The sequence below is a fragment of the Acinetobacter sp. 40AMC3-4 genome, assembly GCF_049898185.1.
Classification (GTDB): domain Bacteria; phylum Pseudomonadota; class Gammaproteobacteria; order Pseudomonadales; family Moraxellaceae; genus Acinetobacter.
Window position 1 is genome coordinate 1 of the sequence record NZ_JAFCXG010000022.1, and the last position, 12899, is coordinate 12899.

Below are 12899 nucleotides of genomic sequence, written 5' to 3' on the forward strand. Positions count from 1 at the left end.
GGTATTGAAGTCATGCGTGCACTACGTAAAGGACAAGCATCGTCATTTTATTATGGTCAGCCTCAGGGTGAAGTGTGTCTAATCAACAGGGTTTTCGGTCTCTAAGTACTTTTTAAAGGAAACATCATCGACTCAAATCTCTATTTGCAACAGTGCCGTCTTTTGTGTATAGCCGAGTTTTTTCCTGGCCAATTTGATTTGCTCTCCAATTTCTTTTCTACAAGCCATATTATTTTTCCACTTTTACAAGATTATATTCGCTATATAGCGAACTTTGAGTATTTTATATGCAATGTTAGCCATATAGCAAACATTAGAGTATAACTACTTTGTAAGTAAAGCCTGTAAGTATTTCATAATGGTAACTAATCCAACTTCAAAAATAAGACTTTTCCAGATTTAACACACTTTATAAAGCCTAGATATAGGCTCTAGGCTTTATATACCTATCATCAGCTTAATGTTCTTATTTAACTTGCCATCTAGGAATTTCAATTTTGGAATAATAAAAACTGGCTGATAGAATAAAATTTAGGCATATTCCTAATTTTAATGTAATGTCAAACAAACGTTTTCTTATATTAAGGACACGATCATGAGTCCACTTTCACAACAGATAGATAGGTCCAGAGTTTTGGCTAAAGCGGCATGGAAAGCTGCTGAACAGCTTGGACTAAAGCCAGAGCAATTTTTAAGAATTCTGCATCTGGAAGGTATTGACGGTAAATTTTCTGAATTACAAACCTTAGATCCAAATTCTCAATCAGGGGAAATAGCAATAATCGTAATTCGGATTTACAGAGCTGTTTATAGCCTGAATGGTGGTGATATTAAATGGATGCATCATTTTCTCAATTCACCTAACCTATTAACTGGAGGAGTTCCTATAGAACAGATGGAAAGTATGAACGGACTGATTTCTGTACTTAAGGCCGTAGAAGCTTTTCCATGTTGAAATACTGATTGTTTTATAAATTATTGATTTAAAAAAATACCAAGAGTTACTTGTAAACAAAAGCAGTATAGCTATCAGATAATATGGTCGGAAAAAGCCCTAAAGTATGCAGGTTATTGCCTTGAGCATCCCTCCCTTTCATATATGGACTCAGATCCTGTAGAAGCATTAAAAGGGATTATGTAATGAACCGTACCGGGTTTGTCGGAGACTTTTTTATTTAAGTTAGGCCACCTGACCTAACGGGTTAATCTTATCATAGTACATTGCTTCAAACTCAAAAGGCGATACATAACCCAGTGCATTGTGTACACGCTTTTTATTGAACCAATCTACCCAGTTTAGTGTCGCAAGTTGTACATCTGCTAAACCTTGCCAATCTGCTTTTAGATATTCAATCACCTCTGTTTTGTATAAGCCATTCACCGTTTCAGCCAAAGCATTATCGTATGAATCACCAGTCGTACCGACTGATGCTCGTAAATTTGCTGCTTCTAAACGATTGGTATAGCGAATGGAAAGATATTGCACACCTCTATCTGAATGATGAATCACATTCTTTGGCATGCCTCGATCATGCAATGCTTGCTCCAATGCATCGAGCACCATATCTGTATTCATCCGTGTAGATACTTTCCATCCAACAATTGCTCGTGAGAATACGTCAATAACAAATGCGGTATATACCCAGCCTGAATGAGTTTGAATATACGTAAAGTCACCCACCCATAGTTGGTTTGGATGATCAGCATTAAAATTACGTTTCACTAAATCATCTGCCCGTTTTTGGTCATCTCGGTTACGGGTGGTTTGTTTATTCTTACCACGCCAAACACCTTGTATACCTAGCTTTTGCATCAATCGAGCAACTGTACAACGTGCAATCACATAGCCTTCACATTTCAGTTGTTGCCAGACCTTACGCACACCATACCGACCTGAACTTTCCTTCCAAATTCGTTTAATTTGTTCAGCATGATGAAGGTCATGCAGATCCCGTTTCGCTCGATGTTCTGGATTGTCCGCGAGATCTAAAGTCCGGTAATAGGTTGAAGCAGCGATCGGTAAAATCCTACAAATCGCATCAACACCATATAACGCCTTATTGTTATGGATAAAATCCACCATTATTTGTGTGGGCGGTCGAGCTCCGCCTGGGCGAAAAAAGCCGCTGCTTTACGTAGAATTTCGTTAGCACGTTGCAGTTCTTTATTTTCGCGTTCCAGTTGTTTGATACGTTCTTGGTCTGAAAGCTGCTGTGCTTTAACTGGATTTTGTTGATCTAAGTATTTTTGATACCAAACACGTAGTGTTTCAGGAGTACAGCCAATTTTAGGAGCAATTGCTGTGATTGCAGCCCAATTCGATGGATAATCTTTCTCGGATTCAATCAATAATTGAACCGCTCTTTCTCTGATTTCAGGGGTATATTTTAATTTTGTCATCGGGATAGTCTCTCAGAATATTGACTCTCCGACAAACCCGGTACGGTTCATAAATCATAAATACAGATCATTTGAAAATTTCTAAGTTTCCATCAAAAGCTGTTTTACTACAGGATCTAAATTCATCTAATGTTCATTCATAGCTATTTTGTGTGCAGTCCACATGTAAAGAATTAAATCGAAAGAGCTAGAAATCTCCCTAAATTTATACTTTTTATATTAACCGTTTATCCAGATTCTATTGTTTTCCTAACAAAAGAAAGTTTACTATTTGATTTCGTCACAAAACCAAATAGTGAATGAGTCATGAACAACAAGCGTGGGGGAATCAGAGAAGGTGCGGGTAGAAAACTTAAATACAATGAGCCTACCAAAACAGTAAGAGTGCCTTTATCCAAGATCGTAGAGATTAAAAATTATCTAAATAAAGCAGAGAGCCAATGCCTTAATGATATCGATTTAATCACGCCTGTACAGTCATCTACTTATATGCAAATTCCTTTAGCGGCCGAGAAGGTTGCTGCCGGTTTCCCTTCTCCTGCCCAAGATTTTGTCGACAAGACATTAGATATGAATGAACACCTCATTAGTAATGAGGCAGCGACATTCATTGTAAAAGTAGCTTCTCTTTCCATGAGAGATGCTGGTATTGAAATTGATGATGAACTTGTCGTTGATCGTAGTCTTGAAGCCAAACATGAAGACATCGTTATCGCTCTGATCGACAATGAGTTTACTGTTAAGCGCTTGATGATTGAAGGTAACTATCGCTGGCTTAAAGCTGAGAATCCTGATTGTTCCAATATTTACCTCAGAGATGGCCAGGAGATGGTGATTTGGGGAGTAGTGACTTACGTCATCAAACCCTTCAGGAAACGTAAGTAACTATTCTCTTGGTTTCATCATATGGCATATACAAACAAGATCTTTGCTTTGGTAGATATCAACAACTGTTATGTCAGTTGCGAACGTATCTTTAACCCAAGTTTAAATAACAAACCTGTGATTGTCCTCTCTAACAATGATGGTTGTGCTGTGGCACGCTCACAGGAGGCCAAAGACTTAGGTATCAAGATGGGAGTTCCCCTTTTTCAAATTAAGGACATTGTAGAGCAGCATAAGGTCCAAGTGCTCTCAAGCAACTATGCTTTATATGCAGAAATGTCTCGCAGATTCATGAAGGTCCTGTCTGACTTTGTAACTCCTGAAGAACAAGAGGTCTATTCGATTGATGAATGCTTCTTGGACTTGACTGCTTATGCCAAGAAGTATGATTTGACTGATTATGCACAGACGATTCGTCAGCGTATTTTTACCTGGCTCGGTTTACCAGTATGTATTGGCTTAGGCAGAACTAAAACTGAAGCCAAAATGGCAAATCACATTGCAAAAAAGAACACCTACTTCAATGGTGTGTGTAACCTGGTTGCCATGGATTATTGTGCTATAGAAAGCTTATATGAAACGATAGAGGTAGGTGAAATTTGGGGTGTCGGTAGCAAACATACAAAGAAACTAAATAGTCTTAATATTTATTCTGTGCTGGATTTTGCAATGGCCTTCCCTTTCATGATCAGGGATCAATTTTCCATTGTTATGCACAGAACATTACTTGAATTACATGGTGTCTCTTGTATTGAGTTAGAACATACGCAAGCTCCTCGAAAGCAAATTGTCGCAAGTCGTTCATTTGGCCAAAGGATTTATCATATTGATGATCTAAAAGAGGCTATGAGTCTCTACGTCCAAGATGCAGTTGCCCGCTTAAGAGGTGAGAAGATGTTGTGTGGTTACATGATTGGTTTTGTACAATCCAATCCATTTGAAACACATAAACCTTATTACAGCAAATCTGCAGCACTTACTTTGCCAGAACCAACTGATAACGTTTTAATGTTGTGTAAGATTGCCACAAAAATGATAGATGACTTATATCAGAAAGATGTAGGCTTCAAAAAGTGCGGCGTAATATTGACTTGTCTAGAGCCCAAAGTTAACCACACTTACGACCTGTTTATAGACATGAAACAAATAACCGCAGGCAATAACCTGATGGATTCACTTGAAGAAATCCATCATAAGTTTGGAAAAACCAAGCTTGCTCTGGGTGCAAGCAGGTTACCAAATAGAAGCTGGAATATGTCTCGTAATCAACTGAGCCAGAACTACTTTCGATGGGATCAATTGCTTTGTGTAAAGTAATTTTTAGTGATTACTTCACACCATAATTTATTTTTTCTTCTTTAAAAACTCTTTTAAAGCTTCCTCAGTAATACCCACAAAATTGTTTCTTTTTAGAAAGTCTAGTACTTCTCCGGTTGTTGCACCAAGACCAAAGAGTTGAAGTAAAGTTTTCTTATGCTGAGTAAGCAATTGATTCTGTGTAATGGTCTTTTCATTCAATTCTTTTATATAACAAAGAAGAATATTTTCAAAGTTTTTAGAATCATTTTTGCTATATATTTTTTGATTTTTCTCAACATTTTTTGAATGCTTTTCTTCTTTTGTCGATACAGTTTCAGAAGTATTTTCTGTTGAGGAGTCAGAATTAATATTGTCTGGATTTTGAATATCAAGGTGTAAAATATTCTGGTCTTGTATCATGTTTTTTCCTCAAAAATAAATCTAGAAGCCAATTATTCTGAATATACTTCATTACAGAAATGGCAAAACATGACCATTTTTGGATTCTTAAATTACTGAAAAAAGTCATATTTCGCGATAATAAAAAAATATAAATCAACCATTATTTTCATTAACTTTAATTCATTCACTGACAGCCAATAAATACAGGATGGGATGATGTATATCACATCATCCATGTCAAATCTCGAGCTCGCGTTGCTCGGTCTCAATTTGTATACAGTAGAAAAAAATGAAAGTTAAAGCATCAAGAAATAAGCAGATCATTGTTCGTTTAACTGCAGATGAACATCAAGATATCAATCTTGCCTGCAAGGCATTACAGCTCAATCAATCTGACTATATACGTAAAAAAATTTTAAGTGATGACTACAGTCAATTAATCGATCAACGTGATATTCATACGATTAGAACACTTGGCATTATTCTCCCAAAAATATTGATTGAACTCCAAGATAAAGATTTGATCCCCGAAGAATTATGTGACCTTACAGAGCTCGTTCATGAGTTGAAAATCATTGTGCGTCGACTAAATGACCAGGTACGTTAGACATGATTATTAAAGTAATTCCAAACACCTTAGGCACTTCTGTTGAAAATCGTATCAACGGTTTATCAGACTATATACATAATCCAAATCAAACGCGTATCGACTACCTCAGTGACTATATTACTCAGTTGCACGCTAGCTTTAGTCATGAGCTCATTTCTGAAAAATGTGTTTACTCGAACTCACGTAACTTTCTGGATGAAAATATTGAGTATCAAAAAATTGAAATGTCACAAACTGCCAGTTTGAATACAAGGGTGGATGACCCAATTGTTCATATCGTCGGAAGTTTTAAAAAATTTGAAGTCCCAACGACCCAACAATTAGAAGAACAAATCGATATTTTAAGTAAACATCTCAAAGCAGATGACTTACAAATGCAGTATGCATTGCACATGGATACAGACAATGTACACTTCCATTTGATCATTAACCGAATCCATCCCTACAGAAAAAACAATCATAATGAACATCAAGCGGTGGATCTAGGAGATGGTTGGATCTTGAATGCAGTACATCGAGCTGTTGCAGAAATTGAGGCAAAACAGGGTTGGGACCCTGAACCAAATCCCCTCTTTATCTATAACAGTAAAACTGGAGAATGTGAAAAAAACATCAATCACATATCAAATCCCGATGCATTGAAAATCAGTGCAAAGATTCGTGATCAAGAACATCGACATCAACAAAAGAGTCGATTGAGCAAGGAAATGTCTGTTGCAAGCAACTATCAAGATGAGCTTGAAACAATCATTCAGCCCATTCTAAAAGAGGCAACTAGTTGGCAAGACTGGCATCAACAATTAGCATCTTCAGGAATTTCGTATGAACGTAAGCGTAGCGGTAGTATTTTTACGATAAGGCCCCATGATCAGGAGTCACTAACATTTAAGGCATCGTTATTTTGCAATAAACAAGTCACTTTAAAGAATTTGGAAAACCGTTGGGGGGAGTTTACACCTCATCACGCTGATCAGATCAAAATCTATCAGCCCAAATTGAATACGACAGCTCAGCACACTCCACATGAATCCTCAAAGATCTCTGCTTATCATTTATTCCAGAATAAAGACTTTTTGGTTAAGGAGCTTCATGACGCTTATCTCAAGATGAAATCAACTAAAGATGTTTATAGTCAGAATCGTCGATCCAAGTACCAGGATATCAATTTCGAGAATGAAATTTATAAATACAATAAATCTTCTTTTTTAAAACAACTTCAGAAAAAATTTCCAGAACAGGCTTCTGATACGATTTATACTCTATTACATTATCAACATCATACAGAACAACTGACAACCAGAGCCAAAATCAGGAACGTGTTTCTTATCCAAAATCAAAATTTAAGCCAACAGACTTCTGAAAAGCTATTTGATCAAAATTTTTTGTCTAGAAACTTTGATTCAACCCAAATTACCTCTTATGCTGATTTTTTAAGATTTATCTCACCCACCAATCCCCTATTGATACAACAACAATTTCTATTCGATCAACGTCAGTCTAAAAATTTTATTTATCAAGAAAATCCAGAAATCAAGACTGCTAAAATTTTGTTTGATTCGAATGATCCTAAAGAGCCCATTGGCATTCAGAATAGATATGGGATTCTTATCTTTAGTAATTATTCAATCACCCGGTTAGAGCAATGTATAAAGAATTTACATCCTGAGCATCAAGTATCAGTTCGAGGATCATCAGATTTTAAAAACTTATTCGAAATGCTTTCCCAACATAGATCAAACGAAATTCAAGATACAAACAAAAGTAGAACTCTCCCCGCTCTATCAAAATTATCCTCGGAGCAACTCGAAGCTGGATTTCGACAACTCTATCAACATTTTAAGACAACAGGCGAATGCCAAAGTACAGCGCTGATCAAAACTGGTTTACTACTGAATTGTTGTGGCATCAATATGAGCCAGCTCAAATCTAATTTAGCAGCAGGTATTCAAAAGCATCAATTGCCTCAGCTTAATCAAGAAGATCAGAGTATCTTGATACAAAGGCTGCATAACCTGATCTATACACAAGCCTCAAAATTAAATAAACAATATTTCAACTCAAATGACATCGAGCAAACCTGGCAATTATATTTTTCTTTAGAGCATCAGCATATGATCAACGAAAATTGCCATAGCCTTGTTACAACTAACGATGCTTCGCAACATTTAAGAGACCTCGCACTTATACCTAAAAATAAAGTGAACGAATCATATCAACAGACAGAATCTTTATCTGAACTTGATTACTTACAGATGTTTGAGTTTTATGAATACAGTCGAAAAGTTAAACTGCGCAAACAACAGGAATTAGAGCGGAATAATATCTTCACAAGGCCAAAAGAAACCTTGAAAGATTCTGATCAAATTTTACAGTCAGCCTACCCTATTAAAAAATATCGTATCGAATACAAATTTGGAGAAACATTTTATATCGATCAAGAGAAAGTCGCTTTTTTTGAAAGCAAAAATACTTTAGATATTACCGTAGTCAGCCAAAAGCGTGACCATATTCACGATGCCTTGTTATTGGCTAGAGATAAATTTGGGGTTGTATGGGTGTCCGGTACAGATGACTTTAAAAGACAGGTGCAAGAAATTGCACGTGCAACAAATATAAGAATCGAATTTGACCACCCATTAGTAATAGATCGTCAAGTTGAAAGCTCAGCGACCGACAAGATAGATCACAATATTGTGCACCAAATAAATGAGTACAAGACTGTTATTCCTAATTCTCCTCCAACATCACCAACTATAGAAGATCAAACAGACCTCATCAATAAAGAGAAATCTACAACATTAGACAAAAATTCTAAGAGTCTAAACCATACAAATGATAGCCTTGATTTTGGTTTCTAATACTCTTAAATAGAATTCAGGAAGAATGAATAATTTTCTAAAAAAAACTAGATTTTTCATCTTTATTGAGTTATAAAATCAATAGCCCCCTAGTTTTATAACAGACTAGTTGGTTAGCTAGAATTAAGGCTAGCGGGAGAAAGTCACTCTTATTTAAAGACATGAAAGGATAACTCGTTTTTTACGTGTTTTTCGTGTGCTTTAAATATAGTGAAATCTTCGCAACTATACAATACATTTCTTCTTAATATTCTTCATAAATTGGTTCACAATTCATCGGATAGCTTTACTGTCTCTTTTATTAATATAAATAATTCTAAGATGTTAGAAATATTTTGTGACTCCGTTCTTTCATTTCATTTTTTTGGATACAAGTATATCGGTAATAAATACTATAAAGTACATAATGGTTTAATTTTTAGCTACACTGTAGACCACGGGGAAAAAATTATTACTTTTAAATGTGATTTAAAAAAAGAAATATCTGGGTTAGACTTAATCACTAAAAAATTGTATTTAAATCGAATTTTATTCAATAGCAATTAAAATTAGTCAAATTAATACTGAAAAGTTAATTTAACTATTTTTTCGTTATTTCTTTTGTAAGAAGTCCGCTGAACACACCTTATGAATTCATCCTATAAGCCTTAATTTAAGTCCCCACTTAAAAACAAGTAGGGACTTAAATTTATCACTACAAATAATCAGACATCCATCGAATCTCTTGCGAAAAAACGAAGAACATACAGTGCTGAATTTAAACAGCAGATCGTTCAGGCTTGTAAGGCCCCGGACGTTTCAATTGCTTCGGTCGCTTTGCAACATGGATTGAATACAAATCTTGTATCCAAATGGATTCGCTTAATTGATGGTAAGCTAGGGAATGATCGCTCACCACTCTGGCTTTAGCTTACCGCATTTACTGTGAGTTGGCACTGAATCTGCGTATTAAACTGAGAAGAAGACTAAAACGGCATGCACCTGAACCATTGAAAGAACCAATCCGAGAAAATCAGGTTTGGTCATTAGATTTTATACATGATCAGCTTTCCGATGGTCGCAAGTTTCGATTATTGAATGTGATTGATGATTACCGCCGCCAAGGCCTAGCCATTGAGTCAGGGTTCTCATTGCCCACAATCAGGATTATTCGTACGTTGAATCAATTGCTGGAGTAGAGAGAAAACCATTAGTGATCCGATGCGATAATGGTCCCGAATTTATCAGTCACGAATTTGTGCGCTGGGCTACTGAGCACGGTATTCGTATTGAATATATTCAACCGGGTAAACCACAGCAGAATGCGTATATTGAACGCTATAATCGGACCATACGTTATATAGCTGAATTCTAAAAGGTATAGCACCCAAATATTTTCGTAAGATACCATTTCATAAGGATTTTACTGTGCTACTCAATTTTATAATCAACTATAGTTGGCTGAGCAAGCATTTGTTTGATACATTGGAAGAAGTTTAGGATTACGTAACTGATTGGCTGTGGCATTACAATCATGAAAGACCACACCAAGCTAACAAAGGAAAGTTATCTTTAATGGCTGCTTAACCTCTACTTTTAACTTCGGTTATTTATTTATGGGAGGATTACCCACGGATTTAACTGAATAGACCACTTTCCACTTTATCCCCCCCTATTTTATTTAAAACTTTTATCAATCAGCTGCTTAAAATCTTCTAAATTCTGCTCTGCCAGTGACTCTAAAGCTATTCTTACAATACTAGATCTGTTAACACGAGCGTTATTACTTTTGATAATTAGCTCATCAATTAATTCACTTAATTCTTGGTTTAAAGAAAAGGTACAACGAACGAATTTCTTTTGTGAAACTTCTAGATCCTTAACTCTTTTATCAGCTCCAGATATGAAATTTTCAACCAGTTTATCCTGATCTGAAAGCTCGTCAGTTTTCTTTTTTAAACCGCTAAGACCTGCCATAGTTATACTCCTAAAAACTCTTGAGCTATCCCTTCAATTTCTGCTTTTGCTTTAAAATCACTTGTTACTTCAAAAACAGATAGGCCATTTTCATCTGCATCATCATAAACATTTCGATTTGTCGTAATTTGGTCTAAGGCTTTTATTCCGAACGATATACAGGCTTCTTTAGCATCTAGAATTCGCTGTACTTGTGACGGTAATGTTGGGCATTGTGTAATGATTGCTCTTGCATTCAAATCTGGATTCACTGCTCGCGCCAGTTTTAATACTTGCTCCATATGATCCAAAGTCTTTAGATCTCTACGTTTAGGCCTAAAAGGCAATAGCATATGTGTTGCTATAGTCATAGCAGAACGCAATGCTTCCGAATCTTGCCCACCAGCATCAATGATAATATCTTCATATCTTTTTGATAAATCTTTTAAAACTTGACGAATATTGCCTGAAGCTTGTACAGATGGAATATTCTTTAAATCCTCATTCTCATCACGCTCTTTAATCCAGTCAGTAGTTGTACCTTGAGGATCTGCATCTAGAAGAAGAACATCTCTATTCTTTTTTTGTAAATAAACCGCTAAGTTTTGGGCAAGGCAGCTTTTACCAGCTCCGCCTTTTTCACCACCTACTAAAATAATCATAAGTTATGTAAGTTACGTAATTTTGTTAAAAACAATGTACAAGTTTCAATCTCCTGAATCAACTATTGTGAAAAATAAAGTTAAAAAATAAAGTTATCCACAAGTAATGCTCTTTTTTAATTTTATATATATTTTTAAATTTATATTTATAGGACCTTTGTATGCCTTATGTAGTCTAATTCTCAGAGGATTTATATGGACGTTTTCCTGACAATAAGTGGACATTTTCCTTTATTTAAATGGACGTTTTCCTGACAATAAGTGGACATTTTCCTTTATTTAAATGGACGTTTTCCTGATATAAATGGACGTTTTCCTGGCATAAATAGATCTTCCATTAATGGTCATTAAGTGTTAATGTCCATTAATGATATTTGTTTCTCTAATCACAATATGGCAAATCTAATTTATAAAGATAATAACTTGATTGAAGCATCTTATGCGTTGACTTTGTCTGAACAACGCTTAATTTTAGTTGCGATTATTGCAGCTAGGGAAATTGAAAAAGAGCTTACATCGGATACCTTGCTAACAATACATGCATCTGAATACATGAAGCACTTTAATTTGGGTCGTCAAGCGGCCTATGAGGCTCTTCAGGGAGCGTGTGATAACTTGTTTGAACGTAGACTCACCTATAAGGCCATAGATCCTGTTACAGGTAAGCCAGCGGTCTACAAAAGCCGTTGGGTATCAAAAGTTGGCTATGTTAAAGAAGCTGCATGCGCTCAACTAATTTTTGCTCCTGATATTTTACAGCTTTTTGTAAAACTTGAAGAAAAATTTACCCGTTATGAATTAAAGCAAATTTCTCAATTATCTAGCGTATACGCTATACGGCTGTATGAACTTTTGATTAGATGGCGTAGCAAAGGCAAGCTATATATTAGTATGGTTGAATTGCGTGATAAGTTAGGTTTACTTGAAAATGAATATAAAACCATGGGCGATTTTAAAAAGCGTGTATTGACGGTTGCCATAGATCAAATTAATAAACTTACTGATATCGACGTAAGTTATGAGCAGAAAAAAGAAGGAAGAACAATTACACATATCGAATTTTCTTTTAATCAAAAAGCTTCCTTAATTGTTAGTGATAAGGTACTGGAACCGACATATCAGTTGACACCAAAACAATCTATATTTTTCGCTCAAAAATTGTGTGACCTTATCAAATATCCCGAATTCGGGGGAAAATATGCCAATGTAGGTGAAGAGATCGAAGCGTTTAAAGAAAGGATTTCACTTGAACTTCTCGACCCTGAAAAGGTAAAAAAGTATTATCCTGATTTGTTAAAAGTGGGCTATAAAGAAAAATATAAATCAGAAAAGTTATCATAACCTGAATAATAGAAATTCTTATTTTGAACACTACTAACCTATAGAAAAAAATTTAGTCTGTCTTGGTAACCCTAATTCTATAATTTGGTCTTTATTGAGAAGTGTCCATTTTAATTGGAAGGCTATTACATGAACGGTTAGCAGCTGATCTATAAGGAATATTAAATTATAAAGTTACATAACTTACGCAACTTATGAACTTATGTAATCCTGAAGAGAGTGATGAGATGGAAACCTCTCCCGGTCATGCTTGTCAGGGATTTGTCCATATATGGAAGCGCAGTGCTGAAAACTAAGGATCCATCTAATGAGAAGAGCTGCCCGGGATTAATCTGCCAGGAATATTAAATTATAAAGTTACATAACTTACGCAACTTATGAACTTATGTAATCCTGAAGAGAGTGATGAGATGGAAACCTCTCCCGGTCATGCTTGTCAGGGATTTGTCCATATATGGAAGTGCAGTGCTGAAAACTAAGGATCCATCTAATGAGAAGAACTGCCCG

The 12899-nt window shown here is 35.7% G+C and carries 10 protein-coding genes, 3 pseudogenes and 1 other annotated feature; of the genes and pseudogenes, 9 read left to right on the forward strand and 4 right to left on the reverse strand.

What is annotated here, in order from left to right; all coding sequences use genetic code 11:
- Positions 1-105, forward strand: a pseudogene (locus tag ACP7BU_RS14900) (IS6 family transposase); the annotation flags it as partial.
- A gap of 490 nt (positions 106-595) precedes the next feature.
- Positions 596-955: a hypothetical protein gene (locus ACP7BU_RS14905; RefSeq protein ID WP_034171706.1), complete on the forward strand. Its 360-nt coding sequence runs from the start codon at positions 596-598 to the stop codon at positions 953-955.
- Between the two features lie 225 nt (positions 956-1180).
- Here ACP7BU_RS14905 and ACP7BU_RS14910 read toward each other — a convergent pair.
- A protein-coding gene (locus tag ACP7BU_RS14910; RefSeq protein WP_204470743.1) for an IS3 family transposase occupies positions 1181-2400 on the reverse strand; the annotation gives its coding sequence in 2 pieces (ribosomal slippage) (positions 1181-2124 and positions 2124-2400; 1221 coding nt in all).
- Positions 2009-2125 (reverse strand) — a sequence feature (AL1L pseudoknot). (Overlaps the previous gene by 117 nt.)
- Before the next feature lie 306 nt (positions 2401-2706).
- On the opposite strand from ACP7BU_RS14910, the gene ACP7BU_RS14915 reads away from it, so the two are divergent.
- Positions 2707-3285 carry a LexA family protein gene (locus ACP7BU_RS14915; protein ID WP_034171681.1) on the forward strand — a complete coding sequence of 193 codons (579 nt, stop codon included), beginning with the start codon at positions 2707-2709 and terminating at the stop codon, positions 3283-3285.
- Positions 3286-3306: 21 nt separating this feature from the next.
- Entirely contained in the window at positions 3307-4602 is a 1296-nt protein-coding gene (locus ACP7BU_RS14920) for a Y-family DNA polymerase (protein ID WP_034171682.1), read from the forward strand.
- Positions 4603-4629: 27 nt separating this feature from the next.
- Here ACP7BU_RS14920 and ACP7BU_RS14925 read toward each other — a convergent pair whose 3' ends face one another.
- On the reverse strand, positions 4630-5004 hold the full coding sequence (locus tag ACP7BU_RS14925) for a hypothetical protein (RefSeq protein ID WP_034171683.1): 375 nt from the start codon (positions 5002-5004) through the stop codon (positions 4630-4632).
- Between the two features lie 271 nt (positions 5005-5275).
- Between ACP7BU_RS14925 and ACP7BU_RS14930 the strand changes: the two genes are divergently transcribed.
- The 4 genes and pseudogenes from ACP7BU_RS14930 to ACP7BU_RS14945 all read left to right on the forward strand — a co-directional run.
- Positions 5276-5593 (forward strand): plasmid mobilization protein, encoded by a 318-nt coding sequence (locus tag ACP7BU_RS14930; RefSeq protein ID WP_034171684.1) that lies wholly within the window; start codon positions 5276-5278, stop codon positions 5591-5593.
- A gap of 2 nt (positions 5594-5595) precedes the next feature.
- The gene (locus tag ACP7BU_RS14935; RefSeq protein WP_425880183.1) at positions 5596-8454 is read left to right on the forward strand and encodes a relaxase/mobilization nuclease domain-containing protein; all 2859 of its coding nucleotides are present in this window, start codon (positions 5596-5598) and stop codon (positions 8452-8454) included.
- Positions 8455-9144: 690 nt separating this feature from the next.
- Positions 9145-9354, forward strand: a pseudogene (locus tag ACP7BU_RS14940) (transposase); the annotation flags it as partial.
- Positions 9355-9365: 11 nt separating this feature from the next.
- A pseudogene (locus tag ACP7BU_RS14945) lies at positions 9366-10020 on the forward strand (DDE-type integrase/transposase/recombinase); the annotation flags it as partial.
- A gap of 90 nt (positions 10021-10110) precedes the next feature.
- Here the strand turns inward: ACP7BU_RS14945 and ACP7BU_RS14950 are convergent.
- Both ACP7BU_RS14950 and ACP7BU_RS14955 read right to left on the reverse strand, forming a co-directional pair.
- Positions 10111-10410: a hypothetical protein gene (locus tag ACP7BU_RS14950; protein ID WP_034171686.1), complete on the reverse strand. Its 300-nt coding sequence runs from the start codon at positions 10408-10410 to the stop codon at positions 10111-10113.
- A gap of 2 nt (positions 10411-10412) precedes the next feature.
- The gene (locus tag ACP7BU_RS14955) at positions 10413-11051 is read right to left on the reverse strand and encodes an AAA family ATPase (protein ID WP_034171687.1); all 639 of its coding nucleotides are present in this window, start codon (positions 11049-11051) and stop codon (positions 10413-10415) included.
- 393 nt (positions 11052-11444) lie between these two features.
- Here ACP7BU_RS14955 and repM point away from each other — a divergent pair, with 393 nt between their 5' ends.
- On the forward strand, positions 11445-12392 hold the full coding sequence (gene repM / locus ACP7BU_RS14960) for a replication initiation protein RepM (RefSeq protein WP_201773389.1): 948 nt from the start codon (positions 11445-11447) through the stop codon (positions 12390-12392).
- The last annotated feature ends 507 nt before the right edge of the window (positions 12393-12899 follow it).

Excerpts from the sequence above, each read along its gene's own strand:
- ACP7BU_RS14905 (WP_034171706.1), top strand. The coding sequence starts at position 596 with ATGAGTCCACTTTCACAACAGATAGATAGGTCCAGAGTTTTGGCTAAA.
- ACP7BU_RS14955 (WP_034171687.1), bottom strand. The coding sequence starts at position 11,051 with ATGATTATTTTAGTAGGTGGTGAAAAAGGCGGAGCTGGTAAAAGCTGC.
- ACP7BU_RS14925 (WP_034171683.1), bottom strand. The coding sequence starts at position 5,004 with ATGATACAAGACCAGAATATTTTACACCTTGATATTCAAAATCCAGAC.
- ACP7BU_RS14935 (WP_425880183.1), top strand. The coding sequence starts at position 5,596 with ATGATTATTAAAGTAATTCCAAACACCTTAGGCACTTCTGTTGAAAAT.
- repM (WP_201773389.1), top strand. The coding sequence starts at position 11,445 with ATGGCAAATCTAATTTATAAAGATAATAACTTGATTGAAGCATCTTAT.
- ACP7BU_RS14920 (WP_034171682.1), top strand. The coding sequence starts at position 3,307 with ATGGCATATACAAACAAGATCTTTGCTTTGGTAGATATCAACAACTGT.
- ACP7BU_RS14915 (WP_034171681.1), top strand. The coding sequence starts at position 2,707 with ATGAACAACAAGCGTGGGGGAATCAGAGAAGGTGCGGGTAGAAAACTT.
- ACP7BU_RS14930 (WP_034171684.1), top strand. The coding sequence starts at position 5,276 with ATGAAAGTTAAAGCATCAAGAAATAAGCAGATCATTGTTCGTTTAACT.
- ACP7BU_RS14950 (WP_034171686.1), bottom strand. The coding sequence starts at position 10,410 with ATGGCAGGTCTTAGCGGTTTAAAAAAGAAAACTGACGAGCTTTCAGAT.